The following is a 26,620-nucleotide window of genomic DNA, read 5'->3' as shown; positions in this document are numbered from 1 at the left end:
TCGCCGACGGGGCGGCGGCGGCGGAGATCCCGGTCCGAGCGTGGGCGGTACCAACAGAGCTGCCGAAGCCGGCAGCGATCTGGGCCAGGGTGTCGTTTGCGCAGGTACACCAGGGCGACGAGCGCGCGTTGGTGCGGTGGAGCTTGCAGCGACGGTCACCCTCTCGGGTGACGATGGCATGGTGACCCACTCGACCAGCGCGTGAGGCAGAGCGAGTGCGGCAGGATGGGGAACCAACGAGGCACCTGCGCTGATGAGTTGAGACTTCGAACACATCCCTTCACGGAGCCCTCCGCTCCCCGCCACGGTGACGCGTCGGAGCCGTGCCGACCGACGGGGCTCTGACGACGGCGATACCCCGGTCTCGTATCCCGGTCATCCGGCTCGTCGAGGAGTCATGTGAGACGTATGTAGTTCATGGTTCAACCGCCTTCCTCCGGAAGTCGCCATGGACGTTCTAGTACTCGTCGGACGCATCCTCTTCGCCGACATGTTCCGCTGCGCACCCCCCCTGTCCGCGTCGCGCTGCGCAGTTACTGTCGGCACCGACGACGCGTCTGCGCGACGGAGGCGATGGGGTCGGTGGGAGGTGCGGTCAGCGCCGTGCGCATGGCGTCCTGCGCACGGGCCGCTTGCGCAACGCGCAGTGGCTGCGCATTGCGCAGCGCGGAGCAAATCGGGCGGTGCGTAGGACGGTTGCGTAGAGGCCCGTTGCGCAGTGCGGATCCTAACGGAGTCCAAGCCGTAGCTCACATGCGCAACCTGGCCCTCGCGGCCTGATCAGAACCACCGAGACGACGCCCGGGACTGCCCACACACAGCGCCATCCGGTGCGTCGACCGCTATTCAACCAGTCGGTTGACAGCGTCCAGGCTCGGCCGTAGGCTTATTCAACCACTTGGTTGAGGATGTGAGGTGCGAGATGGCCAACGACCGGCTGTCCCGGGTGTTCTCGGCTCTGGCCGACCCGACCCGGCGCGACATCGTGGCCAGGCTGGCCGCCGGGGATGCCACGGTCAACGAACTGGCCGCGCCGTACGACGTGACCGTGCAAGCCGTGTCCAAGCACATCAAGGTCCTGGAAGACGCCGGTCTGGTCAGTCGCAGCAGGGACGCTCAGCGGCGGCCCTGCCGCCTTGAGGGAGAAGTCCTCGACCTGATGACGAAATGGATCGAGCGATACCGGCGCGAGGCGGAGGACCGCTTCCGTCAGCTCGATGCCGTCCTCGAGCAGATGGAGGAACAGCCGGTGACGGGCACCACGACGAAGGCGGCGGCATCATGAGCACCACACAGGCGAACCGCCGGCACGAGACGCAGATCGTGGCCGATCCGGCTCTGCCCACCATCCTCATCATCCGGGAGTTCGACGCTTCGCCGGAGCGCGTGTTCCGGGCGTACACCGATCCTGATCTGGTCGTCCAGTGGCTCGGCCCGCGTCGGCTCACCATGCGGATCGACGAGTACGACACGCGCAGCGGTGGAGCGTACCGCTATGTGCATCGCGAGAACGACGGGACCGAGTACGGCTTCCGCGGCGTGTTCCACGAGGTACGCCTCAACGAGCGCATCGTGCAGACCTTCGCCTTCGACGGCTTCCCGGACGGCGTCAGCCTGGAGACAACCGTCTTCGAGGACCTCTGCGGTCGCACCAAGGTCACCACCAAATCGCTCATGGACTCCATCGAGGCTCGTGACTCGATGATCAAGAGCGGCATGCAACGCGGCGTCAGAGAAGGCCACGAGCGGCTTGACGAGCTGCTCAGCGTCCGCCAGGACGGCAACACTGACCGACGTACCGAAGCGGAAAGGCTTGAGATCATGACAAGGGCAGCCGATGAACATCGCACCGTCGCAGGGACATTCACTGACCGCGTGCGCGGAGTACGCCCCGGGGCATGGGACAACCCGGCGCCGTGCGAGGGGTGGGTCGCCCGGGATGTGGTGCGTCACCTTGTCGAGTGGTTCCCGGACTTCCTGAAGGCCGGCGCCGGAGTCGAACTGCCGAAAGGGCCGTCGGTGGACGACGACCCGGTGGCGGCCTGGACAGTACACAGCGACGGGGTGCAGTCCCTCCTCGACGATCCGGCCACGGCGCAGAGGACGCTGTCGAACCCCCACATCGGAGAGGTCCCGCTGGACCAGGCGGTCGACCGGTTCTACACCGCCGACGTCTTCATGCACACCTGGGACCTGGCGCGGGCCACCGGCCAGGAGGAACACCTCGACCCCGACAGGTGCGCCCAGATGCTCGACGGGATGCTGCCGCTCGACAACGTGCTCCGCGAGAGCGGGCAGTACGGACCACGTGTCGAGGTACCCGAAGGCGCCGACGTACAGACTCGCTTGCTCGCCTTCATCGGCCGTAGGCCCTGAGCGGGTCTCGTGCTGCCCAAGAGGCAGGTGGAACGGCGTAACTCGTTGACGATGCGGCCTGGGCGCAATAATGGACCACGAGCGAGGATCAGTCCTGCCATGCCGAAGCCCACATCCAGTGGGCGTTCATCACGCTCCTGTCCCGTCTTCTGGCAGGGCCATACCGGCAGCCCCAGCAGTCGTCAGCGTCCCTGGCCGCGCGAAGATCGGGGCTCTCCCGCTGCCGTTCGACGTTCCGTCCATCGACGCCGAACGGAACGGCAAACAGGTTCCCCTCCTCGCCTCATGGGCTTCCAATGCTCCTGAGGGCCTGCCCGCCGGAGCGAGGCCAGTCCCGGACATCTATAGCGCGCCCCCGCCGTCTCGGCGACCGGAGCTGAGGCTGGGGCGGCAGCGGTTGTCGACGACGTGTGCGACGAGCTTGGGGACGGCGTCGCGCCTTCGTTCCAAGGAGACGGCAGCGGCGGGTGAGCGGCCACGCCGCTGCCTAGCGGAGCGCTCAGTTGTAGTGATGCTCAGGCGGCGGCGTGGTCGTGCACGTCAGCGGCCCGTCCGCCGGGACGATCCGCTCCACCGAGCCGGGGTTCATATGGACCGAGGCCAGCTGCGCGGCGTTGAGGTAGCCGATGAACAGTTGCTTCCCGGCCGGCATCGCGGCGGGGGTGAAGGTGAATGTCACCTTGCCGTCGCGGTCCTTCTCGCCCTTCATCACGTTCGCGACCCCGGGCCCGGACCCGCTGGGACTGAGCTGTCCGTCGTCGTGCGGGCCTTTGCAGAACACACCCTCCTTGATCAGGACCGGGAACCCGGCCCTGCGCAGCGCCCTCTCCAGACCCGCGTGGTCGCTGAAGTACGCGGCCTTGTCCCAGGTGGCGACGACGGTGCCGTCCTTTTTGGTGTCGATGGTGTACGCGGCCGTCTGGATGTGCACCGACCCCGCGCCGGTGCTGTCGCCGGCCGACGGTGGAGCCGTTGAAGGGTTGCTCAGTGCAGGCACCGCGATCGCGAGGGTTGCGGCGGCCGCGATCCCGGCCGTGCCGAGCAGGCGACGCCGCTTGCGACGGGCGCGGCCGGCAGCTTCGATCCGCTCCACCGGCGTGGACATGGTGATGTCGTCGAGGCAATCCCTCAGTGCGTTGAGCACCTCGTGCTCGCTCATGGTCGAACCTCCTGATCATTGGCGGTGCCGTCATCGACGGTGACGAGTTGGCCGCGCAACGCCGATACGGCCCGCGACAAATGGGCGGTAACGGTGCCCTCCGCGATCCCCAGCACCTTGGCCGTGGCCCTAGTGTCCAGATCGAGGAAGACCCGTAGCGCGATCACTTCCCGCTGCCGCTGTGGCAGTTGACGCAGCGCCGTGAGCAGACCGGGGTCCAGGCCGGGTTCGGCTTCCCGCGGATCGGGCACATCGGGCACGCCGTCCTGCAGCCCGACCTCCTTACGTTTGCGCCTCCACCACGACACCCCGGTGTTCAGCGCCGTGCGCACGATCCATGCGCGCGGCGCCGGGTGTCGGCTGACCTTCGGCCAGGACACCCACGCCCGGGTGAACGCCTCGGCGACCAGATCCTCAGCCAGCTGCCGATCGCCCACACTCGCCAGGACCGCCCGCAGGCAGACGTCCTGGCTGGCTTCGTAGAACTCCTGGAACTCCAACTGCTTCACACCCCCTATACGCCGCAGCGCCCCCACACACTTACCTCCCCGCCCGGTGAGCGACGGCCTGGGGGCCGTACGGACCCGCCAGGCGTCGGTCCCGCCGGCGCACCGCCGGCGCGCGGGACCGCCCGGGCGGGACGGACTTCGCGCTAGGGGTCTCCTCATTGGCGAAGACGGCGTCGTCCCGTGAGCCGCTCCATGCCTGCTGGTTCGTGGCGTCCGCGGGGCCGGCCCGGGGCCCCGGGCCGCCGCCCGCACCGTCTCGGTGTGTGGGCGAGGTCCCCGGTCTCCGGCCCGGTTCAGCCGCGCACGGGTATGACCACCGGGGTGGCCGGGAGCAGCCGGTAGGCGCCGTTCTCGCGTCGCACGTGTCCGGCGGTGGGTGGCGCGAAGTGGCTGCCGAGCAGAAGCGTTGGCGTATCGGCGAGGGAGTCGAGCATGGTGTTGCGGGTTCTGGCGGCGAGTTCGGGGGCGATGTCCACGCAGCTGCCAAGCGTCGGATGCGTCATCTGGATTGGGTGGTGGATGCTGTCGCCGGTGACGAGCGCGCTCTCGCCATGGCTGCTCAGCTCGACCGCTACCTGTCCCGGTGTGTGGCCGGGGGTGGGCAGCAGGCGGATGCCCGGGGCGATGTCCGTGCCGCCGTCAGGGACGTCGATGAGGTCGAACAGGCCGGCGTCCCGGACGGGGTGGACCGAGTCGTGGAACATCTGGCGGCGCGCCTGGTCCATCTCGACACCGGCCCAGTAGTCCCATTCGGTGCGTGTGGTGAGGTAGCGCGCGTTCGGGAAGGTGGGGACCCAGTCGTTGCCCTCGGCGCGGGTGTTCCACCCGACGTGGTCGGCGTGGAGGTGGGTCAGGACGACGAGGTCCACGCTCTGCGGTGCGAAGCCCGCCGCCTGGAGCTGCGATGCGTAGTCGGTGTCCAGGTCGTGCCAGGCGGGGTTGGCGCGCTGCTTTCCGTTTCCGATACCGGTGTCGATGAGTATCCGCATGCCGTCGGTCTCGACAGCGAAGCTGTGGCTCGCCAGGCGCAGGACGCCCTTATCGTCGGCGAAGTCGGGGCGTAGCCAGGGTGTTTTGGTCACGAGGTCGGCGGTCGCGTCGGGCAGTAGCCACGGGCCGGTCTGCGGGGGCAGGGCCACTTCGTCGATGCGCCGGACGGTGTGGTCGGCCACCGTCCAGGACAGTTCCTGGGGAGGGGTGGTCGTGCTGGTGTGTGAAGGCGTGGGCATGGGTCGGTTTCCTTACCTGTTGTGGGTCGTCCGGGCGCGGGGAGTGTGGGTTGTGGTGCCTGCGGCGATGGATGCGGTGTTCATCGCCTCGGGGCCGTAGTGGGTGAGGTGGGGTGGGGTCCGGTGGGGTCCGCGCAGGGGTACGGACAGCGTCGCTACCGCGATGGCGGCCAGTGCCGCCACGCAGCCGGCGTATGCCAGAGCTGCGGTGCGCAGTCCGAAGCCTGTGGTGAGGGCGCCGGCTCCGATGGCGGGCAGGCTCATCGCCAGGTAGCTCAGTACGTAGTAGGAGGCGAGGGTGCCGCCCTTGTCCCCTGCCGGAACGGAGCCGACGACGGTACGCAGCGCACCCTGGGAGACGGCTCCGAAGCCGAACCCTGCCAGCGCGGCTCCGGTGAAGAGCAGGACCAGGCTGCCGAGGAAGAGGGCGGCCAGCGACAGAGCGGCCGCCGGTAGCACCGCGCAGCTTCCCAGGAGGGCGGAGATGTCGGCACGCATCTTGCGGGTGCAGTACACCGTCAGGGCGGCGACGGCGGTCAGGGTGAAGAAGACCATGCCGCCTGCGGATTGGGGGCCTTGTGGGGAGATGAGCCGGGTGAAGGCCGGGCCCAGGGACGAGTAGAAGCCTCCGAGCGCCCAGATCGCGACGACGCCGGCGCCGTGGAGCAGGAGCGCGTGGGCGGCTGCGGGCGGCAGCGCCAGGTGAGGCCGCATCGAGCGCAGTCCGCCGGGACGGGGACGGGCGGTCTCGGACGTCCATGCCAGGGCGGCGGCCTGCGCGGCGAACAGTGCGGCCAGGACCACGTACAGCGTGATCGTCGGCGCGGGAGCGAAGCGCACCAGGACCGTGGCCCCCAGGACGCCGGCCGCCATGCCCGTCACCGGAGCGATGCTGTTGGCCAGGGCGGAACGGCCGGGCCGGGTGGGGCTTTCCAGGTCCAGGAGAGCGGCGCCGGCAGCACTGGTGGCCGCGCCGGTGGCCAGGCCCTGCACCACCCGGGCGCCGATCAGCGTGCTCAGGCCGCCGGCCGTCGCGAACAGGGCCATGGAGGCGACTTGGACCGCGAGTGCGCCCATCAGGACGGGGCGCCGCCCCAGGTGATCGGAGAGGGTGCCGGTCGTCAGCAGTGCGATCAGCAGGGCCAGGGCGTAGGCGCTGAACACCACGGTGATGTCGAGGGCGGACAGCTGCCACTTTGCCTGGTAGCGGGAGTACACCGGGGTCGGTGCGCTGGATGCGGCGAGCAGCGCGATCAGGATCGAGGCGTGCAGCACGAACGGCAGACGCCCTGAGATGGAGGTGCGGGCAGAGGCAGGGCCCGCGGAGACGCTCGGCATGAGGGCCCTTCCCGCACTAAAAGCAATCGGTTGGCTTTAAGCCACCGTAGGCCCTGGCGCCACCTAAAGCAAATGCTTCGCTTTTAGGCAATCGGTTGCCCTGAGCCCGTCCCCCGCCCCTGGCCCCACGCCCCGCACGGATCCGGCAGGACGCCAGGACCTGCGAACTCGCTCCATGGGAGGCGACTTGAGGGAAGCGGCTCAAGGCGAGGCCACCCGAGGGGACGCGGCTCGAGGGGAGCCCCAGACGGCCGGGTCCGTCGGCCGGGACGGCTAGAAGCAACGGATTCGCATTAAGGTGGATGGTATGAGCCCCCAGCCCATGACCCGCCCCGGCGGGCGCAGCGCCCGCGTACAGCAGTCCGTCCACACCGCGGTGCGTGACCTCGTCAGCGAGGTGGGCCGCGAAGGGCTGACCGTCCCGCTGGTGGCCACCCGGGCCGGCGTGACGCCCTCCACGATCTACCGCCGCTGGGGCGACCTGCAAGAACTCCTGTCCGACGTCGCTGTCGAACGGCTGCGCCCGGAAACCGACCCCGCCGACCTGGGCAGCCTTCGCGCCGACCTCGACGCCTGGGCCGAGCAGTTCCTCGACGAAATGGCATCTCCCCCCGGACGCGCCTACATCCGGGACGCCCTGCTCGGCGACCCCGACGGCAGCAACGCCGGCCGCTGCTCGGCCTACGCCGCCCAGCAGATCGACACCGTCCTCAACCGCGCGGCACTGCGCGGGGAACGGGCACCCGATACCGAACTGGTCATCGACCGCATCGTGGCACCGATCATGTACCGCATCCTCTTCCGCCCCGACAACCTCACCACCCACTACGCGCGCGAGCTCGTCACCAACGCCCTCCGACAACCCTGACAAACAGCCCCCGTGCACACCAGCCACAACGACGACCGTCGCCGTCGCTGCGGAGCACCGAGAGGGCTATGGACGGGAGTTGCACAAGCGCTGGAACCGACGGCTGAAGCTTCGGATGCGTGCGCAGTCGGGGCCCTGGGCACATTCGTCGTTGACGGCGCCGGACAAAGTGCCGCATCGTCGGGACATAGGATCCGAAGGCACGCAGCGGAGCCAAACAGAGGCTTGGGCAGAGCTCCTGGAGGCGTACCGTCCGCAGTCTGTCGAAGGTGACCAGTCCTCGCGCCGTCGCTGTGGCTGTTGCTCCAGGCGGCCAGGCATGAGCCGTTGCTGAGCACGAGGGAAAGCTGGCCGCGCTGCCCGGAGTCGGTATCCGTGGGTCTCGATGCAGCAACTCAGCGTTTCGGCATCAGACAGCTGGGAGGAGTGGGGCCATGAACCGCTCCCCGCGATGTTCGCCCGTCCCGATACCCATTTGGTAAGAGCTCGTAACAAGATAGTGTCGAGGTGTCCTGGTCGGGTGTGACAGGAGAGCTGATGCAGCCGCTCGCGACCCCTTCCGTATCGAGTTCACCGGGCAGGGCCCCACCGGGCGTCCTGCCCGGTACCGATTCCACCGCATGAACCAGGCATCATGATCCGGGCTCCCCCGTGCTTGGCGCACTGCGGAGAGCCCGGAAGGCTCGACCCTGTCAGGCGATGCGGAGGCAGATCATGGAAGCAGACACGGACGCGGGTTCGCTGGACTGGGCGAGGGCCTGGATGTGCGTCACATTCACCCGGGGCCTGGCCGCCGAGGAAGTACTCGCCCGGTACGGGGCCGATCCGTCCCGGGCACGTCTCCTTGACGCGGACGAGGCATCGGAGCTGGTCTCGGGCGACCTCGCCGGCGGAGCGGTTTCGCTGTTGCGGTCGGGCCGGATCGGCGCCTGGGCTTTCTGCGTCGAGGAGGACGGCGTCCTCGGTTCCTGGGCCGAGCCCCTCGCGGAGCTGTCCCGGGGCACCGAGACGTACAGCGTGCTGACCACCGAGGGGCTCGACGTTTTCCAGTACTGGCGCGACGGCGAGTGCGTCGAGAACTTCGAACCGGGCATGGAGCACACTCGGCCCGAACGGCCCGGATCCTGGTGGAGCCGGGTCGAAGCGGCGCTCGCCGCGCACGAGGGCGAAGACGCCGGGATGGTGCCAGTGGTGGCCCTCCTACTCGACCACCTCGGTATTACCCTGGACGACGCAGCCCTCACCGGGTCCTGGCCCAGCCTGACACTCGCCGAGAACGACGCACCAGCGGCACCGCTGGGCGATACCTACGCGGGCGAGGGGCCGGTTCCGCCCGGGACTGTCCTGGATTTCGGCCCTTCAAGAGGTCTGTCCTGAATGACAGGATCGCCTTTCGCAGCCCTGGGCCACGACCAGCGCCTGGCCAACGTGACGGGTGGCGACCGGAGAACGACAGCGGCACGATGACCGATCTGAGGGCAAGGCCAACGCCCAACGCGGATCAGCCCGGAGAGCTTGTGACGCGATCGTGATCTGGCCTTCTTGAGTCGCCTCCAGCAGATAATGCTGCAGGACAACGTGAGGAAGGCGTCGTGGAGCTCGACTCGCCGTTCCCAGCGCAGGGCCAGGCGTTTGAACTGGTTGAGCAGTGCGAAGGTCTGCTCGACGACGTAGCGGAGCTTGCCCAGGCCCTTGATATTCGGGGACCCCTTGCGGGAGATGACCGGCAGGATTCGTCGGTGTCGCAATGCACGCCGCACGGCTCGCGAGTCGTACGCCTTGTCTCCGAGAACGGATTCGGGGCGCCGTCGTGGTCGGCCCGGCCGCCCGGCCACCGGCGGGGTGCCGTCGACCAGGCGGAGGGTCTGCGTGATGTCGTTGACGTTGGCCGCAGTCGTGATGACGTGTAGCGGGGTGCCCTTGCCGTCGCAGATCAGATGGTGCTTGCTGCCCGTCTTGCGCCGGTCGACCGGAGACGGACCGGTCGCGGCACCCCCCTTCTTCGCGCGCACGTGAGAGCCGTCCACACACGCCCGGGACCAGTCCAGCTCACCGGCCGCGTTCAGCTCGGCAAGCAGGAGGCGATGCAACTGGTCGAAAACACCGGCCTGCTGCCAGCGGTCCAGGCGCCGCCAACAGGTCTGCCCGGAGCCGAACCCCAGTTCTAGAGGCAGGAGTTGCCAGGCGATGTCCTGGTGCAGGACATTCAGGATGCCCTGCAGGCACAGCCGGTCCGGCACCGGGTTCGGCCCTGGTGCTCGATCAGGCCAGGGCGGCAGCAGCGGTTCGATCCACCCCCACAAGTCGTCGTCCACGATCCACGGTCGAGTCGTCACACAACGCGAACGGTCGCATCATCACATCGGTCACGCCACAGCAGGGCACCTCAACAAGATCCTGTTACGAGCTCCAAGGGGCCGTCCGGTCGGTGGAAAACCTGTCGCTTTGGAGACGGTTCATCCCGCCGAGGCTGCCGCGTTCGCAGCCCAATTAGTGCTCGCCCAGTGGTCAGCGCACGGAAGGAGCCGCACCTTTGGTCGGTTGAAGTCGAAGCGACGTTGCGTGGTGCCGGCTGGTATCCGGGGCGAAGCATCGACACAACCGCGTGGCGAGAGCGCCTGGAAGCGGACGGCTTTCCTATTCATTCAGCCGCCGAGGAGTTCCTGCGAGAGTTCGGCGGACTGACAGTAGGCACTGGTGGCGCCGGGATCACCAGCTCGCGTGCAGCGTTCGAACTCAACCCGCTGATTGCCCGGGCGAAAGCGACCGCTTCGGCGAATGGGGCGAAGAGATCGGACGTCACCTCTCTCCGCTGGGGGGCTCGACCACGACCGCTTCCTCCTCGGTTTGGATGAGCACGGCGAGCTGTATCTCGTCGTCAACTGGCTGCCCGGTTCGGCCGTATGCCCGAGGCAATGGAAAATCTCTTCCTCGGAGTGATGGCAGTCCGCATGCCCGACTCAGCCCAGCCCTAAGCAGCCGCACCCATGTGCGTACCTTGTGCCAAGGCGAAGCCGGAGCCACCGAAGAACTGCGTCGTCGTGTCGCGCTCGGCGCGCGCAGCGCGACTGTCCTCTACGCTCTGCCCACCATGCGTCGTACCGCGATCGCGAGAACCGGCCACCCTCGCGGCGTTCCTCCGCACACGCGTCCACCGGCCCGAATCACTGATCCGACTCGAGGGATACCAAGCCCTGCACCGCTGGCGCGCCCACCGCCACATCCACGGGCTCTACGCCGTCCCCTACGGCACCGAGAAGTCGGCGTCACGAAGGCCTGCCGCGGGGGCGACCCGGACTGGAACTCCCGCTCCGCACCACGCGGAGATGATCCGACGACGGGCAAACACGTCGGGCCGTTCGGTGCACGCGGATGCACCACCGCCAGCACTCGCTCAGCCGTAGCGGAGACCGGACGGCCCCGGGACACACCCCCGAGGGCCCGCCCCCGCTCTCACCCCACCACCAGACAACACACCGCCCGCCCCCCGGGACGGGCGGGCAACGGGCGGGAACCGCCTGAACGTCGTTCACCCTCTACATGAGCGTCAGGAGTCGGGCCGCAGGCGGGGGAAGCACTGTGCACAAGACCGATGCCGTTCGCCGCCCGGGCCAGGCCACCGGTGGCCTGTGGGCGTCGGCCGTGGCGAATCTCCTGCTGGGCGTCGTCGCGATCGTCCCGGGCTGGTTCCTCTGGTGGTGGGCGACCCACCCGACCACGAACTGCGACGCATCGGGATGCGACCAAAAAACCTCCGCTCACGCAGCCGAAGCATTGCTGGGAGCGGCAGGCAGCGGAGCCCTGCTGCTCGCACTGGCATTCGTGGTGGATGTCCTCATGCCACGCCAGGAGGCATGGCGGATCCAGCCCTGGCTCGCCATGACCATGCTCATCCCCGTCCCCTTCGCTCTAACCTGGCCGCGGGCTGGATCTAGAGACCCACCGCGCGCCCACCGCCGGGCCCGGTAGCAGCCGCCCAGACGCACCAGTTGCCCACGCAACACCCCGGCCGCCTCTCGCACCCGCGCCGGCCCTTCGGCGCCCGCACCGCCCGCACCGCCCGGGCCGGCGGAACCGAAGTCCGTGGCCCAGGAGTTCTCCACGGCGCCGGCAGAAGTACCGACGAGCGGCAGCGGCCGGACGGCGGCAGGCCGGAAGGGGACGCGGCCGGAGCGCAGCAGCCGGCACGGCGGCCGAGGTGCACGGGCCGAGGTGCAGCTGGCCGGCGGCCGCCCGCGGCGTGCTACAGCCGGGCACAGACGCAAAACGGCGCCGGACAGCCGAGACGGTGGGGCCGTGGGGGCGGCGGAAGCCGAGCTGCGACCGGTGACGGGCGCGGCTGCACCACGAGCACCGACACCCTCACCGTGACCAGGCTCGGAACCGACGCGGCGGGCCATATCGACGCCCTCGCCGCCACCTTCGACCAGCACGGCGAAGGCCGCCCCCACCTTCCATGGCACGATCCACCACTACGCCTGACCGGCGCGGCCCGATACACAGCGGGGCCGGCCGGACGGTCGTGCGGCAGACCCCGCTTCCGCGTCACCCGGGCGCCGACCTGACGCAGGATGAAACATCCGCCGTCGGCTGGGACGTCATAAGAGCAACGGGGTGCCGCACCCCGAGCCTGGGGGGTTACGACGTGGCTGTCGGCATACAAGTCCGAACTCTGCTCATCGGCGCGGTATCCGCGCTCGTCATCGGCGGGGGGCTACCCGCGACCGCCGCAGCGGCCCCCGCCGCCGCGCCGCGCTGGAGCGCGGCCGAACTGCCGGACGGCGACACCGTCCTGAGCGGTTCGATCCGACCTGACGCACACACCACGTGGACGGCCGGCTTCCGGCTCGGCGACGAGGACGGCAGCGGCTCGTTCCACCCCGTCGTCTACACGCACGACGACCGCACCGACGGGCCCTGGACCGCCATGCCAACCGCGCCCGGAGCGCTCGGCCGTGTCAACGCCCTGGCGGCGACCTCGGCCCGCGACGGGTGGCTGGTCGGCGACACCGACCGCGAGGGCGATCCCGTCATGACACAGCACTGGAACGGGCACACCTGGCGCGTCGAACCGGCGCCCGTGCCCCAGGACACGATCAGCGGCGGCCTGCTGGGCGTCGACGCCCTCACGCCGGACAACGTGTGGGCGGCGGGCTGGGCCCAGGTCCTCGACGAACGGATCCCCGACCCGGACGGCGGCCCGACCCAGATCATCGACCATTCCGAGGGCCTCGTCGAACACTGGGACGGACACGCCTGGCACCGCGTGCCCCTGCCCAAGCAGTACGCGAACTGGGGGCTCAACGCGATCGCGGCATCCGGCCCGAACGACGTCTGGGCCGTCGGCAGCGGCTACGGCGACGACGACCGGCCCGTCGTCCTGCACTACGACGGGCGTTCCTGGACAGCACTGCCGACTCCGCCCTACGGCGGCCTGTACGGCGAGTTCAACGACGTCATCGCCAAGGGCCCGCACGATGTGTGGGCGGTGGGCCGCACCCTCCTGGACGAGGACGACCGCGGCCACGCGCTGATCATGCACTGGAACGGCCGGACCTGGACACTCCTGGACCGGCCCGCCGACGCCGGCCCGCTGACGGGCGCGGCCGCCACACGCGACGGCATCGTCGCTGTCGGCATGACCCACGACCGCGAGAACGGCTACGCACTGCGGGTCGCCGGCACCCGTGTGGCGTCGCTGGGGTTCCCCGCCGGGACGGACGGGACGGCGTACTCGCCCTGGAAAATCTCCGCCGCCGGACGGGAAGTGACCGTCAGCGGCTCCCTGACCTCGCCCAAGGAACAGTTCCCCCGCCCATTGCTGCTCAGCACCCACCTCTGACACACCCACCCCTGACCCGGCCGCCGTACCCCTGACAGTCCTGACAACCCCCGCCGGGGGCAGGAGCGCGGGTACGGGCGACGCGACGGGCGGCGGTCAGCAGGCTAGGGTCGGGCGCGGGCGCCCGGCCCTACCGTCGATGCCGGTCGACGAGGAGCACCGCGCCCTCGCGGAAACGTCCACCCAACAGCCGCAGCCCGCACGAAAACCTCGTCACTCACGCCCGTAGGTACGCCCATCGCCGGAAACCCAAGGACCCGTACGGCATGCACCGGCCACCAGGCAGCGAGCAGTTCCAGCACACGGGGCGTTACCGGCCAGGCCGGCGGCCCTCCAGGAGTGGTAGCCGTCGCGACTCCGCTGGCCGTACGGCGGCGCAGTAGCACTGCATGGCCTGCAACTGGTCCAGCCACGGGCCGCTGGGGGCAGGCAGCGCAGCCCGGCCGGGAAGGGGAGCAGGAAGCCGGGAGCACCGTCCGCAGCCTTACACCAGCTGCTTTATCTCGCCCCGCACCCGGTAGAAACCGCCGGATGAGGTGTGCAGCGCGTCCACCACATAGCGGGCGCCGATCTGCCGCATTGAGCGCGGGAACTGAACGTGCCACGTCGGCTCAAAGCCGTCCGAGACGACGTGGACCCGCAGCCGCCCGCCGACCTGCACGCACTCCACGACGATCCCGGTCCCCGGCGCGGGCACCGCGCTCACCGTCGCCACGGTCGCCGCCGGGGTGTAGGTCGGCAGCGCGGCTGCTTCCTTGACATCCCTGGCCACCGGCACCGTGCCGGTCTGCGCCGCCGCGATCGCCGCCGCGCTCGCGTCGATGCAGGCCAGCGAGCCGTCCGTCGTCACGATGTACAGCTTCTCGTCCCGGTACTGCATCGAGAGCGCCGAGCCCCCGCCCGTGCCCAACTTCCACAGCCGGGTGCCGTCCGCGTCGAAACAGTAGACCGAGGAGGCGGAATCGCCCGCGAAGACGTACTGCCCGCCCTGGGACGTGGCGCAGGAGTACACCGCGGTGTCACAGGCGTACGTCGCCTCGATCCGGCCCGTCCCCTTCGACAGTCGCTCCACCACACGCCGCCCCGTGCCCGCGTACACAGCGGTGTCCTCCTGCCACCCGAACAGCACGTTCCCCGTGGTCCGGGTGTGCCACAACTCCCCGCTGCCGTCGGCCGCGTAGGCCGTCACCCCCTGGTTGTGCCCGTGGAAGACCGCACGGTCGTCCGCCCGCACCATCCACGCACTCGAACCCGCCGACTGGCGTGACCACTGGAACTCGTCCTCGTGGTCGATGACGGTCAGACCGCCGTTACGGTCGGCGACGTTCAGCACGCCCTCGTGGATGTCCAGCCAGAAGATGTCCACGTCGTCGGCGATCTCATAGGCGGCGAAGGGCACCTTCGACGACAGGTCGTACACCTTGCCGTCGTCACACCCCGCATAGATCCAGAAGTCGTCCGCCACCAGGCACTTGACCCCGTCCGGCAACGAGAACCGGGCCAGCACCTCGCCGTCGTGGCCCAAGGTGTAGACATCGCCGCGCTGGTTCCCCACCCAGCAGCGGTCCTCGTCGATATGGATCCCGAAGGCCGAAGCGCCCGTACGGAACCGCCACAGCACCGGCGCCGTCGCCCGCGCCGTGGAGGGCGCCGAGGTCACCTGGCGTCGCGTCACCGCACGCGCGGCGCGCTGCCCCGCCACCGCCGGCGCGTATCCCTTCCGGACCTTCTCGCCTATCTTCTTCGCCGCCGCGGCCTTCGCCTTCTCCGCCGTGGGGAACGTCGAGACCTGGTGCTGTCCGCCCGCGCCGATCCGCCCGTATCGCACGGAAACCGTTGTGCCGTCCACGGTCACCTCGTAGAACTTGTGCGCCCCGCCGTCGTCCTGCGACAGCTCCAAATACGTCGTCACTTCCGCATGCGCAGCCGCCATGGCACACCCCTCCCCACGGACCGGCCAGTGCGGCCGATCTTCAATGATCTCAACGTAGCCGCCACCACTGACAAGCGGTCACACAAAGTGGTTACCACAGGCCAGGCTCAGCAGTGCGGCGTCGTTGCCCACGACGTCGCCGCCGACCGACGCCGATGACCTCGACGATCTGACCCGCTCACCACCGGTGGCTGCCGAGCTGCGCGTCAGCTCTTGGTCGTGAACCTGTGGATGGCGATAGGCGCCATGAGCAGCGTGAGCCCGGCGCTCCAGGCGAGCGTGACCACCAGGCCGTGGGCGATCGGGCCGCCGATCATCAGGCCGCGGGCCGCGTCGGCCAGGCCCGACATCGGGTTGTACGCGGTGAAGGTGCGCAGCCATCCGGGCATCGACCGGGTCGGGGCGAAGATGGAGGAGCCGAACTGCAGCGGCATCATGACCAGGAACCCCATGGCTTGCACGGACTGGGCGTTCTTCAGGGTGACGCCCAGCACCAGGAAGATCCACATCATGGCCGAGCCGAACAGGACGGCCAGCCCGACGGCGGCGAACAGGCCGGCCCAGTTGGTGAACTCGAAGCCGACCAGGGCGGCGACGATCATCAGGATGGTGGTGGCGACCAGCATCCGCAGGAGTTCCACCGAAATCTTGGCGATCAGGACGGAGGAGCGCCCGATGGGCATCGTCCGGAAGCGGTCCATGATGCCGTTGTGAAAGTCCTCGTTGAAGCCGGTGCCCACGCCCTGGGCGATGGTCATGCTCATCATGGCAAGCATGCCGGGGATCACATACTGCACGTACTGGTGGTGGCCGCCGCCGAGGGACTGGCCGATGGCGCCGCCGAAGACGTACACGAAGAGCAGGGTGAAGACGACGGGCATCAGGACGGCGTCGAACATCGACTCCGGGTCCTTCTTGATCCACAGCAGGTTGCGCCGGACCAGGGCGCCGGTGTGCCGGAGGCCGGCGCGCAGTCCGATGCGGTCGTCGGCCTCGCCCTGCTGGACGGCGGGATGGTCTCGGGTGGGGATGGCGGTGCTCATGCGGCGACCTCCTGGTGAGCGGGGGCGGCGTCCTGGGAGATGCCGGTCCGGTGGCCGGTGATGGACAGGAACACCTCGTCCAGGGTGGGTAGTTCGGTGGTGATGTCGGCGAGGGCGACGCCGCGGGCGGCCAGGGTGCCGACGAGCGCGGTGAGCTGCTCGTCGCTCTGCACGGGAACGACGACGGTCCCGGTCTCGGGGTCGAGGGCGGTCGCGGCGAGCCCGGTCAGGCCGGCGGCGTCGAGCTCGGTGGCCAGCGAGCTCAAGTGCAGCGGGTCGGCCGGGCGGATGCGCAGGGTGCGGCGGCCGACCTTGGCCTTGAGCTCGGAGACACCGCCGCGGGCGATGATCTTTCCACGGTCGATCACGGCGAGTTCGGAGGCCAGCTGCTCGGCCTCCACCATGTACTGGGTGGTGAGCAGAACGGTGACGCCTTCGCCGACCATGCGCCGCACCTCGGCCCACACCTCGTTGCGGGTGCGCGGGTCGAGACCGGTGGTCGGCTCGTCCAGGTAGAGGACGGCGGGTCGGCCGATCAGGGAGGCGGCGAGGTCGAGGCGGCGGCGCATGCCGCCGGAGTAGGTGCCGGCGGTGCGCTGGGCGGCCTCGGTGAGGGAGAAGCGCTCCAAGAGCTCGGAGGCGCGGCGCCGGGCATCGGGCCGGGACAGGTCGAGCAGCCGGCCGATCATGTAGAGGTTCTCGATGCCCGAGAGCTTCTCGTCGACCGAGGCGTACTGGCCGGTGAGCCCGATCGTGCGGCGTAGCTGCCGGGGTTGGCGCAGCACGTCGTAGCCGGCCACGTAGGCGGTGCCGGCGTCCGGCCGGACGAGCGTGGACAGAACGCGGACCAGGGTGGTCTTGCCGGCCCCGTTGGGGCCGAGCACGCCGAGGACGGCGCCGGGGCGAACGTCGAGGTCCACACCGTCTAGGGCTGTGGTCGGGCCGTAGTGCTTGATCAGTCCCCGTACCTTGACGGCGAGGGCGCCGCTGGCGGGAGCTCGGGACGTGGGCATGGCGTGTCAGTTCCTTCCAGGAGGGGGTCGGGACCGGAGGCGAGAGGCGAGCATCCGGTTGCGTACATCGCGTACATCCAACCCATGCGTACAACGTACGCAGAGCGTACGATGAAAGCAAATGGTGAACTGGGAGAAAGCCGGACGACCGGCACGAGCGGCACGCGCTGCGCTGTCCTACGACGCGATCGCCACTGCGGGCATCGAGGTTGCCGACGGCCAGGGGTTCGACGCGGTGACCATGCGCAAGGTCGCCGACCATCTCGGCGCCGGCGCCATGTCGCTCTATCGCTACGTCGACAGCCGCGACGATCTGCTGGACCTGATGGCCGACCGCGTCAGCGCCGAAGCCATCGCTCCTCCGCGCACCGGTGACTGGCGCGCCGATCTGACGCGTGCGGCGCACATCCTCCGCGACGTCACGCTGCGCCATCCCTGGCTGACCCGCCACGCCATCACCGCGGGCGGCTTCGGGCCCAACACCGTCACCATGACGGAGTCCACCCTGACCCTGCTGGACGGCTACGGTCTCGACATCGACGAGATGCTCGACGTCTGGAGGACCCTCGTGGCCTTCGTCCAGGGGTACGCCTCGGCGGAGGCCCAACGTCTGGAGGCGCACCGGCGCCGTGCCGAGCAGCCCGCAGCGGACGGGGACGAGACCGGACCTTCCTACCTCGACACCGTCGCCGCCTCCGGCCGGTACCCACTGGCCTCCCGGGCGCTGCTGGGTCCGAAACGCCCCGTCGACCCCCAGCAGACCTTTGACCGACGCCTGGGCTACCTTCTCGACGGTCTCGCCCACACCTTCTTCGCGGGCCCTCGCTAGGACCGCCACCGGCCGGCGACCGACCGGCCGGCACGTGCGCGCTTGCCCTCAGGCGCGGCCTGCCGCTCGGACGGCGCGCTCGGTGCGCACCATCAGTTCGTCGCGGCGCAGGACGCTGTGCAGGCCGGTGGCGTCGAGGAGTTGGTCGAGCGCCGTCAGGTCGTCGTCCGCTGGTGCTTCGGCGACGCTGCCGCGCAGGCGGCGCAGGTGAAGCGCAATGCAAGCGTCGGCAGATGACACGGATCGGCCGATGCAGGAGCTTGATGGGCAACCCGGCGCGGCCTGTGGTCCATGAGCGGCGAGCGGCGCCGTCGGTATCCTGACCGGCGCCGTGCCCACCTGGGCCGCCTGGGACCTGATCACCTCCGGGACACGGCGCTGCAGCGGCAATGCTGCGCGCCTTCCCCCTGGCTGTACCTACAAGGACCTGGAAGCCTCCAACGTCGGTGGCATGTTCGTCCCTCGTCGCCGGATTCCTTTACCCCCTCCTCGTCCTCCTGATCTACGTCCTCGTCCCCGCAGCCCGCAGCATCCGCCTGCGCCGCCGGCTCATCGCCGCACCCCTGCCCGCAGCGCAGCCGGCATTGATCGCCGTCGCCGCCTTCGCCGTCGCCATCGCAGGATGAGCGGCACACACGCAAGCCCGGCGCTGCGGCACTCCCCCGTTGACGGGATCCACCCAACTGGCCGCCGCGCCCGCCCCGGGAACGAGATGAGGTGCTGGGCCCCGGGGCGCGGGTGACCAGAGGCCCGGCCCTGAGGCCAGTCCATTTCGGTCGCGGGATTCCGGATCGGCCAAGGGCAGGGCCCAGTGCAACAGAACGGGTCGGTCACGACGTTCTTCGGTGGAGCCGTCACGAAGTGCGGCCGGGGAGGGGAACAGTGATGAGACCCATGGAGGGCTCCTTTGAGGAGTACGTGCAGGCACGTGGTCCGGCCCTGCTCCGGCTTGCCTTTCTGCTGTGCTCGGATCGGCATCTGGCCGAGGACCTCACGCAGGACGTACTGATTCGGGTGTACCGGCAGTGGCGGCGCATCAGCGGCCTCGGTCATCCCGACGCCTACGTCAAACGGATGCTGGTCAACGAACATCTGAGCTGGCGCCGGCGCAGATCCAACGGTGAACTGCCTACCGCCGAAATGTCGTCCCCTGCGGAGCGGGGGGATGCCGCAGACACGGTGGTGCGGCGCCACGCCGCCGTGCACCTGCTAGCCGGACTACCGAAGCGGCAGCGCGCGGTTCTGGTGCTGCGCTTCTACGAGGACCTGACCGACCAGCAGATCGCCGAGGTGCTGCGCTGCTCCCCCGCGACGGTGCGCAGCCAAGCCTCCCGCGCTTTGGCGACGCTGCGCACCTCCCGCGGGCTCACCAGACAGGACGTATGAGAGTGAGGGACGAGAGCATGAACGACGAGCAACTGGGCGCCTTGGTGAGTGGGTCGCTTCGAGCACAGGCGGCAGACGCCCCCGGCGGGGCGCACTTGCTGCAGGCCGTGACCACGGGCGTACGGCGCAAGGCAGTGACCCGCCGGCGGTGGGTCGTCTCCTCAAGCGCGGCGATCGCGCTGGCAGCGGTGTCGCTGGGGCTCGGGCTGTGGTCCTCGGCCCGGCCGGGGGACGGCACCCAGCAGGCCGCCGCGCCCAGCCTGCGGCCCTCCTCCTTCCACCATTTGCAACTGGAGGTCCCGGCGAGCTGGGCGTTGAATCCGGAACCGTGCAGTCCGCACGGCCGGGACCGGGTCATCGACCATCCGGACCTGCTGCAGGTCCCCTGTCTGACGCCGCTCACCGAGGCAACGAGACTGGGACAACAGGTTCTGTTCAGCACAGGCAGAACGTTCTCCACAACCTATCTCGGCCCCGCGGCCACCACCCGCCCCATCACCATCGGCGGAGTGAGCGGAACGCTGTCCTCGAGCACCAACGAACAAACCGGCATGACCGAATTCGCGCTGGCGCTCCCGTCCCTGGACGTGAGCGTGCTGATCGACGTACGGTCCCCCGCCCTGGCTGAAACAATCCTCCACTCCGCCCGCGTCACAGGCCAGTGAACTGACCCCCGCTTCCCTCCGGAACCACAACCACCACCGCACGCGCACCGGACCGGCTCGTGGATACCAGCCGATCCGGTACGCGTGCTCGGCGGACAGCATGTGCGTCAAGCCCAGGGCCGGGTCGACCCTGCCGCTGCCCAGGACGGTGACCGGCTCGAGACGGTGCGGTCGAGAGTGCCACGCCGCGCAGCTACGCGAGGCTGCTGCAGCCGTTCCGGAGTCGGCCCTGTCGGTGCTCAGTGGTAGGACAGCCTGATGACCCATAGCTTCGACAGCGCTGAAACCTTCTTCCAGGATGGCTGTCAGCTCCTACGCAATGACGCCGAGAGCAGAGGAAGAGCCGAACGGTACTTCGAGGCGGCCGCGCACGCCGATCCAGAAATCGCATGGCGGGTCGCCAGTGAGTGGGCAGCCGTCGCCGACGGGCGCGCGGCTCCCTGGCTGAGACGGGCGATCACCTCGCTACCGACCCGCGCCGGCATCACTGTCGCGCCAGGGACACTGTCCATCGTCACCGAGCACGGCTTCGCCGTGCACCAGATCTGGCGGATCACGGTCGCGGCCGACGACCGCATCCGCGCCGTCGCCGCACTGGAGTCCGCCCGACCCCGCCTGATGCGTACCACTGACAGCGGTCAGGAACTGACTGCCACAGCATTCGAAGCGGCGCTGGCCCACGTGCACTTCTACAGCCCCAACAACGTCACGGTCCACGACAAGCGCACCGGCGACCCCGTCATCCAGCTGAACTGCAAGGACGCCATCCTGCCGCTCATGGCCCGCACGGTGATCTGCATCATCACCGACGAGCTGGCCCGCGCGGGAGTCACGGCCTCGCTGTCCACACCAACCGAACCGGCATAGACGAGACACCTCCAACAGGCACTCAACTTGCGTCCTTTCTCTGAACTTGGGGGTCGGTTCGTCCCAAAGCCTCTGATCTGCCGCTCTCTGAAACCAAATCGGTGATGCCAGAGGAATCACAACGAAATGTTCAGGAGCGAGAGCCCCTCCGCCTGCCGCCTCAGTACTGTGACTTCGCATGACCGACGCCGAGATCGAGATCACCGCCGACCTGGTCCGCGACCTGCTGCAGGAGCAACATCCAGACCTTGCAGGGCTGGCCGTCCGCGAGGTGGCGGGCGGCTGGGGCAACCAAATGTGGCGCCTCGGAAACGAGTTGGCCGTGCGCATGCAGCGCATGGACCCCACCCCGGAGCTCCAGCTCAAGGAGCGACGGTGGCTCCCCGTGCTGGCCCCGCGCCTGCCGCTCCCGGTGCCGATCCCGGTGCGGTTCGGCGAACCGTCCGAGCGCTTCCCCAAGCACTGGACGGTGATGACGTGGGTACCCGGCGAGCCGCTGGACCACGGCTCGATCAGCCGCGGCGATCACGCGGCCGACACGCTGGCGGGTTTCCTCCGGGCGCTCCATGTGGAGGCGCCCGCCGAGGCGCCGATCGCTACGGACCGCAGTGCCCATCCCAGGAACTGTACGGAGGGCTTCGAGAACTTCTTCCAGGCCGTTGCCCCCGACGACATCACTGCCGACGTCCGGGCAGTCTGGGAAGACGCCGTTGCCGCCGACGCGTGGGAGGGCCCGCCGGTGTGGGTGCACGGCGACCTGCATCCCGCGAACGTCGTCGTCTCGGACGGAACACTCTCGGGCATCGTCGATTTCGGTGACATGTTCGCCGGGGATCCGGCGTGGGACCTCGCCGCCGCATGGGTGCTGCTGCCCGCGGGCACGGCCTCACGGTTCTTCGACATGTACGCGCATGCAGACGAGGCGGCGATCCGGCGCGCCCGCGGGCTGGCCGCTTTGAAGAGCCTCTTCCTGATGGTCATGGGGCAGAACGGAGATCGGGGCATTCCCGGTGGCAAGCCGAATTGGGGACCTGCAGGCCGGGCGGCACTTGATCGCGTTCTGGAGGGTGTTTGATGTGCGCTTCTTTGAACTTGTTCTCGATCTTGACTACCTGCAGCAACGCTGGGACGAGGGCGAACACAACGCCAAGATCCTCCACCAGGAACTCGTCGGCAAGGGCTACCTGAGGCACTACCAGCGCGTGAAGATGGCTCTCGCACCCCTCAGGCGTGGCCTACCCCTGGACGCGCCCGCGAACGACCGCCGTCCCCACGCGAAGCCGCACGCTGGATCATCACCGCCCCCGACCGGCACGGCCCGCAGACCGCCGAGCGTCTGCGCCGGCCGCTCGAACACTGCCCGGAGCTCAAGCGCACCCACGACCTGGTCCGCGAGTTCGCCGCCATGCTCGACACCCACGATGCCACCCTCACGAGCCGGGGCGATCCCCGCAGTCGGCTTCTTGTCCGTCGCCGACGCAGCCTCGATCGTCAGTCGAGGCCTTCGATGATGCGGAAGTCGCGCTCGACGCCGTCAGCAAGTACGGTCAGCGCCTCCTGGTAGGCCGCACTCGCGCGTGCGGCGACCGCCTGTTCGAAGCTGTCGAACTCGATCAGGATGGTGCGCTCGGTGATTCCGGCGTCGTGTGCGACGACCCGGCTGCCGCGGGAGAGCAGCCGCCCGCCCGCGGCCCTGACGGCCGGACCGGCCAACTTGTCGTAGGCAGCAAGCCTCTCAGGGTCTGCGATGGTGCGGTAGACGCTGACCCAGTAGCCCTTGGCCACGGTACCTCCTGTGTTCGGAATTGATGACCGGAAGCATGCTCAGATCCATGGCCGGGGCGCTGTGGGTCAGCGAGCCGACGGAGACGGCGTCGAAGTCGGACGGCTTCGATCCTCAGCTTCCGGTTCGACGAGACCGGCCCAGGCTGGGAGCACCGACTGGGGCTGTGATCGGATTGGTCTCGGGTGAGCGTCGGCGGGCGAGGGCGAGGCTGGCCATCGTCGTGATCGCCATCGCGGCGACGCCGACCAGCGCCGCGGTCGTGTAGGCGTCGTCGTTCGGGAAGAGGCGGCCCGTGGCGGTGCCGGCGGCCAGGACCAGACCGCCGATGGCGCTGCCCAGGGAGTACCCGACGCTGCGGACGACGTAGTTGAAGCTCATGGCGCTCGACGTCTCGCTCGTGGGGGTGACGGCCAGGATGACGCCGGGCATGGCGGCCGAGAAGCTGCCGACGCCGAAGCCCAGCACGCCCATGGCCGCGAGCAGTTCGGCCAGGTTGGACCGGACGGTGGCGAACAGGACGAACCCGCCGCCGACGATGGCGGCGCTGCCGGCCAGGAGCAGGGGGCCGTCGATCCGTTCGCGGACCCGCGGCGTGAGCTTGCCGGCGACGAACCCCAGCACGGAGAACGGGATGAGGACCAGCCCCGCCACGAAGGTGGTCAGTCCGAAGCCGTAGCCGGCGCTGTGCGGCGTCTGCGCGTAGCGGGTGATGAGCGTGAGCAGGAGGTACATGCCGCTCCCGCCGACGAACATGACGATGTTCGCCCCGGCGACCGCCGGGTGCCGTACCGCCCGGACGTCGACCAGGGGCGTCTTGGTTCGCAGTTCGGAAACGGTCCAGACGCAGAGCAGGAGTACGGCGGCGACGGCAAGGGTCACCGCCACGGCGAGGTGTCGGCTCCACAGGCTCCTCTCGCCGGCCAGGAACAGGACGAGGAGCAGTCCACCCGCCAGGACGAGCGCACCGGCCACGTTCACGTGAGCGGAGCGGCCTTCGGGAGCTGCGGGCATGGAGCGCCACGCGGTCACGAAGGCGATGGCGGTGACGAGCAGGCCGAGGCCGTAGGCGGCCCGCAGTCCGCCGAACTCGGCGAGCAGCGCGGCCAGCGGGTAGCCGACGCCGGCTCCGATGATGGAGACCACTGAGATCAGGGCGATCGTGGCCGCGCTGCGTTCCTCGGGAAGATGGTCGCGGGCCACGCCCATCATCAGCGCCGTGAGACCGAGTCCGACGCCTTGGGCCGCTCTGCCCACGAGCAGCCAGGCGAACGGCAGCGGCAGCACGGTGAGCGCGCTGCCGACGACGACGATCGCCAGCGTGGCGAGAATCGTGGCCCGCCGGTGCGGACCGGCGCCGAGCCGGCCGAGGACGGGTGTGGCGACGGCGCCGCTGAGCAGGGCGATGGTCAGCGTCCACTGCGCGCTGTCGAGGGAGACGTGGAACGTGGTCGCCACGCTGGTGATGAGCGGCGTCCCGAGGCTGGCGACCGCCGCCACGACCAGGGCGATGAACACCAGGGCGGGGACCAGCAGACGTGCCTCGGAACGTATCAGGGCAGTGCTCATGGGCTGGTCATGAGCCTGAGCCTCGGTCACCGGTCCGACTCCTCTCGGGCGTAGCTTTCGAGCTCGGCCAGATGCAGCAGCGCCGGAAGGGCTGCTGCCAAGGCCTCGACCTCGTCACCGGTGAGTTCGTCGACCAACCGCGCGTACGCGTCGACGCCCGCCTGGCGTCGCGTCCGGACGTACGACGCGCCGGCCTCGGTCAGGCACACCAGCGTGACCCGCTTGTCGGACGGATCGCCCTTCCGCTCGACCAGCCCGGATTCCTCCATCACCCGGACCAGGACGGTCATCGCGGGCTGGGTGACGCCCTCGGCCACCGCCAGATCGGTGATCCGTCGCGGGCCGGTCTTGTCCAGGGTGGCCAAGGTGGCGGCGGACGTCAGGCTCATGTCGCGGGGAAGGCGTCTCACTGCCCTGGTGGCCAGACCGTAGAGGGCTGACCCGATGGCATCGGAAGCGCCGTGCGCGGCGTCTCGGTGACTCATGCCTGAAGCATAGCAGATTTATATGAATCCTTTATACATATCCCGATCGGGTTTCGGCGATACTCGACTCACAACGCGTTCGCGTCAAGGGTGACTCTGATGTCTGCCACGGCTGGCGTGCTCCCCTCGGTGTGGTTGGCGACGGCGCAAAGACGATCTTCGCTACGAAAATCTTGCCAGTGCCAGATACGGGTGTACGCCGACAGTTCAGGCCAGCAACGCCGCCGTGAACCTTTCCCGCTGGGCCGCGAGCCAGGTCTGGAGGCGGTCCCAGCGTTCCCAACCGCCGTGCTCGGCCAGTGCGTGAAGGTAGACGGGGTCACCGTCAGAGACGCGGCCGGCGACGAAGGCCCGGGCCACCTCGGTCGCCTCTTCGATCACTCCGGGCAGCTCGGCTCGGTCGTGGGGAGACATTCCGTAGCCGTCAGCCAGCAGCCGCAGCCGCGCTGGTGCATCCAGGCCGTCGGGATAGTTGAGGGCAGCGGAGGTGGGATCCAGCGTCGGGACCCAGTAGCGCGCGGTCATCGCAACGTCCCAGACAGGCCGGCCCGGAGCGGCCAAGTCGAAATCGATCAGTGCGACGGCTCTGCCGTCGCGGAAGACGACGTTCTCCGGGCATACGTCGTTGTGGCACAGCATGGTGCCGCCCAGCCGGTCGGCCAGGTCCCGAGCCCAGTCGGCCGTGGCGTCCAACGGCACCAGCGCGCTCGCCTCGTGCAGGCGTCGGAGCAGACCACCAACCGATCTCAGGGCGGTTGCCGTCATGACCCATCGCGGAAACGGCGGCAAGGCAACGTCGCCGGGGACGAAGGTCAGCTCCTCACGGCCCTCGGGGATGAGGCTGATCGGCATCGGACCACCGTCGAACCCGCGTTCCCTCAACGCAATGAGGTAGGCGTGAATGGCCTGCGCATTCCGTGGCGCGGGCCGTTCAACCAGCGCACCCCGGCGGAAAACCGCGCCCGCGTTCGCCATGCCACCGATCAGCGCTTCGCTGTCCGCCACTCCCCCACCCCATTCCCAACGGCGACCTCGCTGTCCCAGGCGGTCGCTCCTCGAAGCAACACCACGAGGACAGACGAGTCACAGGGACACCTTGGGCACCCACTCGGGCGGCGGTTACCGTCTGCACCGCAGCCGGCGTGCGGTGCCGGGCACCGCGCGGTCCAGGCAGCCGAGCGCTCCGGCGACCCGTCATCGTGCCCTGCGCCGCGCGGCAACTGGCCGACGCGACGTGGGCGTCGGTTCAGCTGGTGGCGCGGGTGCGCCGGTGAGACCCGGTCAGCGGCGGCCGGCGGCCAGCACGACGAGGAACTGACCGCCGCCCGCCTCGATGTCGGCGGTCACCGGCAGCCCCGGCACCAGTCGGGAAAACCGGTCCACCAGCCAATCCGCCGCCTCCTGGGCGTCCCGCTTGGTCGGACAACGACCTACCATCTCGCGGCCGCCCTTGCGCTCCAGCCTCCCGGCAACGGTGATCAGCGGCGCGGGCTCGACCACATACAGGCGCTCCGGCCAGGCGATGACCACCTTGACCGCGCCCTTGCGGCTGTTGCACCCGCGGTGCGCGAGCCGCTCGGCGACCTTGGCCTTCCGGTCGGCAGTCCGGCTGTCGACACTCGGCCCCCGCGGGTCGTTCACCGACTCGTCGGGATCGACCGGTTCGTCACATACCCAGCAGCGCCAGCCATCGCGCTCAGCCACATCATCAAGAAGACTCACCCCA

26 protein-coding genes and 4 pseudogenes are annotated in these 26,620 nt (G+C 69.3%); 15 read left to right on the top strand and 15 right to left on the bottom strand.

Annotated elements, in window-relative coordinates; genetic code table 11:
• Positions 1 to 37: 37 nt before the first annotated feature.
• Positions 38 to 237: pseudogene (locus G3I60_RS04530) on the bottom strand (transposase family protein); the annotation flags it as partial.
• 685 nt (positions 238 to 922) lie between these two features.
• Between G3I60_RS04530 and G3I60_RS04525 the strand changes: the two are divergent.
• Positions 923 to 1,285: a helix-turn-helix transcriptional regulator gene (locus tag G3I60_RS04525; protein ID WP_164292130.1), complete on the top strand. Its 363-nt coding sequence runs from the start codon at positions 923 to 925 to the stop codon at positions 1,283 to 1,285.
• Complete coding sequence (locus tag G3I60_RS04520; RefSeq protein ID WP_164292131.1) at positions 1,282 to 2,376, top strand: TIGR03086 family metal-binding protein; 1,095 nt, start codon at positions 1,282 to 1,284, stop codon at positions 2,374 to 2,376. The genes G3I60_RS04525 and G3I60_RS04520 overlap by 4 nt, the downstream gene beginning before the upstream one ends.
• Before the next feature lie 499 nt (positions 2,377 to 2,875).
• Here the strand turns inward: G3I60_RS04520 and G3I60_RS04515 are convergent, their stop codons facing one another.
• The 4 genes from G3I60_RS04515 to G3I60_RS04500 all read right to left on the bottom strand — a co-directional run bounded on the left by G3I60_RS04515 (position 2,876) and on the right by G3I60_RS04500 (position 6,611).
• Positions 2,876 to 3,535: a hypothetical protein gene (locus G3I60_RS04515; protein ID WP_164292132.1), complete on the bottom strand. Its 660-nt coding sequence runs from the start codon at positions 3,533 to 3,535 to the stop codon at positions 2,876 to 2,878.
• Positions 3,532 to 4,044, bottom strand: coding sequence for a SigE family RNA polymerase sigma factor (locus tag G3I60_RS04510; RefSeq protein ID WP_203671976.1), 513 nt, complete (start codon positions 4,042 to 4,044; stop codon positions 3,532 to 3,534). Before G3I60_RS04510 ends, G3I60_RS04515 begins: the two co-directional genes overlap by 4 nt.
• A gap of 293 nt (positions 4,045 to 4,337) precedes the next feature.
• The gene (locus G3I60_RS04505; protein ID WP_164292134.1) at positions 4,338 to 5,273 is read right to left on the bottom strand and encodes an MBL fold metallo-hydrolase; all 936 of its coding nucleotides are present in this window, start codon (positions 5,271 to 5,273) and stop codon (positions 4,338 to 4,340) included.
• 12 nt (positions 5,274 to 5,285) lie between these two features.
• Positions 5,286 to 6,611 carry an MFS transporter gene (locus tag G3I60_RS04500; protein WP_164292135.1) on the bottom strand — a complete coding sequence of 442 codons (1,326 nt, stop codon included), beginning with the start codon at positions 6,609 to 6,611 and terminating at the stop codon, positions 5,286 to 5,288.
• A 307-nt stretch (positions 6,612 to 6,918) separates the two neighbouring features.
• Between G3I60_RS04500 and G3I60_RS04495 the strand changes: the two genes are divergently transcribed.
• Both G3I60_RS04495 and G3I60_RS04490 read left to right on the top strand, forming a co-directional pair.
• Positions 6,919 to 7,479, top strand: coding sequence for a TetR/AcrR family transcriptional regulator (locus G3I60_RS04495; RefSeq protein ID WP_164292136.1), 561 nt, complete (start codon positions 6,919 to 6,921; stop codon positions 7,477 to 7,479).
• A gap of 714 nt (positions 7,480 to 8,193) precedes the next feature.
• Positions 8,194 to 8,856 (top strand): DUF6461 domain-containing protein, encoded by a 663-nt coding sequence (locus G3I60_RS04490; RefSeq protein ID WP_164292137.1) that lies wholly within the window; start codon positions 8,194 to 8,196, stop codon positions 8,854 to 8,856.
• Between the two features lie 158 nt (positions 8,857 to 9,014).
• On the opposite strand, the pseudogene G3I60_RS04485 reads toward G3I60_RS04490, so the two are convergent.
• A pseudogene (locus G3I60_RS04485) lies at positions 9,015 to 9,815 on the bottom strand (IS5 family transposase); the annotation flags it as partial.
• A 168-nt stretch (positions 9,816 to 9,983) separates the two neighbouring features.
• Between G3I60_RS04485 and G3I60_RS47030 the strand changes: the two are divergent.
• The 5 genes and pseudogenes from G3I60_RS47030 (at position 9,984) to G3I60_RS04460 (ending at position 13,321) form a co-directional block, all read left to right on the top strand.
• Positions 9,984 to 10,334 carry an SUKH-3 domain-containing protein gene (locus G3I60_RS47030; RefSeq protein ID WP_164292138.1) on the top strand — a complete coding sequence of 117 codons (351 nt, stop codon included), beginning with the start codon at positions 9,984 to 9,986 and terminating at the stop codon, positions 10,332 to 10,334.
• 255 nt (positions 10,335 to 10,589) lie between these two features.
• Positions 10,590 to 10,736 (top strand): annotated as a pseudogene (locus G3I60_RS45080) (helicase); the annotation flags it as partial.
• Positions 10,737 to 11,058: 322 nt separating this feature from the next.
• On the top strand, positions 11,059 to 11,448 hold the full coding sequence (locus G3I60_RS04470) for a hypothetical protein (protein ID WP_164292139.1): 390 nt from the start codon (positions 11,059 to 11,061) through the stop codon (positions 11,446 to 11,448).
• A gap of 398 nt (positions 11,449 to 11,846) precedes the next feature.
• Complete coding sequence (locus G3I60_RS04465; protein ID WP_164606501.1) at positions 11,847 to 12,044, top strand: hypothetical protein; 198 nt, start codon at positions 11,847 to 11,849, stop codon at positions 12,042 to 12,044.
• An 80-nt stretch (positions 12,045 to 12,124) separates the two neighbouring features.
• A complete protein-coding gene (locus G3I60_RS04460; RefSeq protein ID WP_164292140.1) occupies positions 12,125 to 13,321 on the top strand; it encodes a hypothetical protein in 1,197 nt (398 codons plus the stop codon).
• Between the two features lie 484 nt (positions 13,322 to 13,805).
• Here the strand turns inward: G3I60_RS04460 and G3I60_RS04455 are convergent, their stop codons facing one another.
• The 3 genes from G3I60_RS04455 to G3I60_RS04445 form a co-directional block, all read right to left on the bottom strand.
• The gene (locus G3I60_RS04455; protein WP_138351638.1) at positions 13,806 to 15,254 is read right to left on the bottom strand and encodes a WGR domain-containing protein; all 1,449 of its coding nucleotides are present in this window, start codon (positions 15,252 to 15,254) and stop codon (positions 13,806 to 13,808) included.
• Positions 15,255 to 15,460: 206 nt separating this feature from the next.
• Positions 15,461 to 16,297, bottom strand: coding sequence for an ABC transporter permease (locus tag G3I60_RS04450; protein ID WP_164292141.1), 837 nt, complete (start codon positions 16,295 to 16,297; stop codon positions 15,461 to 15,463).
• Complete coding sequence (locus G3I60_RS04445; RefSeq protein WP_164292142.1) at positions 16,294 to 17,310, bottom strand: ATP-binding cassette domain-containing protein; 1,017 nt, start codon at positions 17,308 to 17,310, stop codon at positions 16,294 to 16,296. Before G3I60_RS04445 ends, G3I60_RS04450 begins: the two co-directional genes overlap by 4 nt.
• A 121-nt stretch (positions 17,311 to 17,431) precedes the next feature.
• Here G3I60_RS04445 and G3I60_RS04440 point away from each other — a divergent pair, with 121 nt between their 5' ends.
• Positions 17,432 to 18,139 (top strand): TetR/AcrR family transcriptional regulator, encoded by a 708-nt coding sequence (locus tag G3I60_RS04440; protein ID WP_164292143.1) that lies wholly within the window; start codon positions 17,432 to 17,434, stop codon positions 18,137 to 18,139.
• Positions 18,140 to 18,187: 48 nt separating this feature from the next.
• Here G3I60_RS04440 and G3I60_RS04435 read toward each other — a convergent pair.
• Positions 18,188 to 18,346 (bottom strand): annotated as a pseudogene (locus G3I60_RS04435) (SAM-dependent methyltransferase); the annotation flags it as partial.
• Positions 18,347 to 18,585: 239 nt separating this feature from the next.
• Here G3I60_RS04435 and G3I60_RS04430 point away from each other — a divergent pair.
• The 5 genes from G3I60_RS04430 (at position 18,586) to G3I60_RS04410 (ending at position 22,132) form a co-directional block, all read left to right on the top strand.
• Entirely contained in the window at positions 18,586 to 18,765 is a 180-nt protein-coding gene (locus G3I60_RS04430; RefSeq protein WP_164292145.1) for a hypothetical protein, read from the top strand.
• A gap of 259 nt (positions 18,766 to 19,024) precedes the next feature.
• Positions 19,025 to 19,525, top strand: a complete 501-nt coding sequence (locus G3I60_RS04425; protein ID WP_203671974.1) for a SigE family RNA polymerase sigma factor — start codon at positions 19,025 to 19,027, stop codon at positions 19,523 to 19,525.
• Positions 19,526 to 19,542: 17 nt separating this feature from the next.
• A complete protein-coding gene (locus G3I60_RS04420; RefSeq protein ID WP_164292146.1) occupies positions 19,543 to 20,190 on the top strand; it encodes a hypothetical protein in 648 nt (215 codons plus the stop codon).
• 258 nt (positions 20,191 to 20,448) lie between these two features.
• Positions 20,449 to 21,057, top strand: coding sequence for a hypothetical protein (locus G3I60_RS04415; RefSeq protein ID WP_164292147.1), 609 nt, complete (start codon positions 20,449 to 20,451; stop codon positions 21,055 to 21,057).
• A gap of 178 nt (positions 21,058 to 21,235) precedes the next feature.
• Positions 21,236 to 22,132, top strand: coding sequence for an aminoglycoside phosphotransferase family protein (locus G3I60_RS04410; protein WP_164292148.1), 897 nt, complete (start codon positions 21,236 to 21,238; stop codon positions 22,130 to 22,132).
• A 416-nt stretch (positions 22,133 to 22,548) separates the two neighbouring features.
• Here the strand turns inward: G3I60_RS04410 and G3I60_RS04405 are convergent, their stop codons facing one another.
• The 5 genes from G3I60_RS04405 to G3I60_RS04385 form a co-directional block, all read right to left on the bottom strand.
• Positions 22,549 to 22,842: a DUF1330 domain-containing protein gene (locus tag G3I60_RS04405; RefSeq protein ID WP_164292149.1), complete on the bottom strand. Its 294-nt coding sequence runs from the start codon at positions 22,840 to 22,842 to the stop codon at positions 22,549 to 22,551.
• 112 nt (positions 22,843 to 22,954) lie between these two features.
• Positions 22,955 to 24,409 (bottom strand): MFS transporter, encoded by a 1,455-nt coding sequence (locus G3I60_RS04400; RefSeq protein ID WP_164292150.1) that lies wholly within the window; start codon positions 24,407 to 24,409, stop codon positions 22,955 to 22,957.
• Between the two features lie 26 nt (positions 24,410 to 24,435).
• Positions 24,436 to 24,894: a MarR family winged helix-turn-helix transcriptional regulator gene (locus tag G3I60_RS04395; RefSeq protein ID WP_239069471.1), complete on the bottom strand. Its 459-nt coding sequence runs from the start codon at positions 24,892 to 24,894 to the stop codon at positions 24,436 to 24,438.
• A gap of 207 nt (positions 24,895 to 25,101) precedes the next feature.
• The gene (locus G3I60_RS04390) at positions 25,102 to 25,869 is read right to left on the bottom strand and encodes a phosphotransferase (protein ID WP_164292820.1); all 768 of its coding nucleotides are present in this window, start codon (positions 25,867 to 25,869) and stop codon (positions 25,102 to 25,104) included.
• A 306-nt stretch (positions 25,870 to 26,175) separates the two neighbouring features.
• Entirely contained in the window at positions 26,176 to 26,616 is a 441-nt protein-coding gene (locus tag G3I60_RS04385) for a hypothetical protein (RefSeq protein WP_138351650.1), read from the bottom strand.
• Positions 26,617 to 26,620 lie beyond the last annotated feature (4 nt).

This window comes from Streptomyces sp. SID13666 (assembly GCF_010548325.1).
GTDB lineage: Bacteria > Actinomycetota > Actinomycetes > Streptomycetales > Streptomycetaceae > Actinacidiphila > Actinacidiphila fildesensis.
Note: the sequence above shows the minus strand (reverse complement) of the source record. Positions and strands in the feature narration are given on the sequence as shown.

Excerpts from the sequence above, each read along its gene's own strand:
- G3I60_RS04525 (WP_164292130.1), top strand. The coding sequence starts at position 923 with ATGGCCAACGACCGGCTGTCCCGGGTGTTCTCGGCTCTGGCCGACCCG.
- G3I60_RS04520 (WP_164292131.1), top strand. The coding sequence starts at position 1,282 with ATGAGCACCACACAGGCGAACCGCCGGCACGAGACGCAGATCGTGGCC.
- G3I60_RS04515 (WP_164292132.1), bottom strand. The coding sequence starts at position 3,535 with ATGAGCGAGCACGAGGTGCTCAACGCACTGAGGGATTGCCTCGACGAC.
- G3I60_RS04505 (WP_164292134.1), bottom strand. The coding sequence starts at position 5,273 with ATGCCCACGCCTTCACACACCAGCACGACCACCCCTCCCCAGGAACTG.
- G3I60_RS04500 (WP_164292135.1), bottom strand. The coding sequence starts at position 6,611 with ATGCCGAGCGTCTCCGCGGGCCCTGCCTCTGCCCGCACCTCCATCTCA.
- G3I60_RS04495 (WP_164292136.1), top strand. The coding sequence starts at position 6,919 with ATGAGCCCCCAGCCCATGACCCGCCCCGGCGGGCGCAGCGCCCGCGTA.
- G3I60_RS04490 (WP_164292137.1), top strand. The coding sequence starts at position 8,194 with ATGGAAGCAGACACGGACGCGGGTTCGCTGGACTGGGCGAGGGCCTGG.
- G3I60_RS04455 (WP_138351638.1), bottom strand. The coding sequence starts at position 15,254 with ATGGCGGCTGCGCATGCGGAAGTGACGACGTATTTGGAGCTGTCGCAG.
- G3I60_RS04450 (WP_164292141.1), bottom strand. The coding sequence starts at position 16,297 with ATGAGCACCGCCATCCCCACCCGAGACCATCCCGCCGTCCAGCAGGGC.
- G3I60_RS04445 (WP_164292142.1), bottom strand. The coding sequence starts at position 17,310 with ATGCCCACGTCCCGAGCTCCCGCCAGCGGCGCCCTCGCCGTCAAGGTA.
- G3I60_RS04440 (WP_164292143.1), top strand. The coding sequence starts at position 17,432 with ATGGTGAACTGGGAGAAAGCCGGACGACCGGCACGAGCGGCACGCGCT.
- G3I60_RS04425 (WP_203671974.1), top strand. The coding sequence starts at position 19,025 with ATGAGACCCATGGAGGGCTCCTTTGAGGAGTACGTGCAGGCACGTGGT.
- G3I60_RS04420 (WP_164292146.1), top strand. The coding sequence starts at position 19,543 with ATGAACGACGAGCAACTGGGCGCCTTGGTGAGTGGGTCGCTTCGAGCA.
- G3I60_RS04415 (WP_164292147.1), top strand. The coding sequence starts at position 20,449 with ATGACCCATAGCTTCGACAGCGCTGAAACCTTCTTCCAGGATGGCTGT.
- G3I60_RS04410 (WP_164292148.1), top strand. The coding sequence starts at position 21,236 with ATGACCGACGCCGAGATCGAGATCACCGCCGACCTGGTCCGCGACCTG.
- G3I60_RS04400 (WP_164292150.1), bottom strand. The coding sequence starts at position 24,409 with ATGAGCACTGCCCTGATACGTTCCGAGGCACGTCTGCTGGTCCCCGCC.
- G3I60_RS04395 (WP_239069471.1), bottom strand. The coding sequence starts at position 24,894 with ATGAGTCACCGAGACGCCGCGCACGGCGCTTCCGATGCCATCGGGTCA.
- G3I60_RS04390 (WP_164292820.1), bottom strand. The coding sequence starts at position 25,869 with ATGGCGAACGCGGGCGCGGTTTTCCGCCGGGGTGCGCTGGTTGAACGG.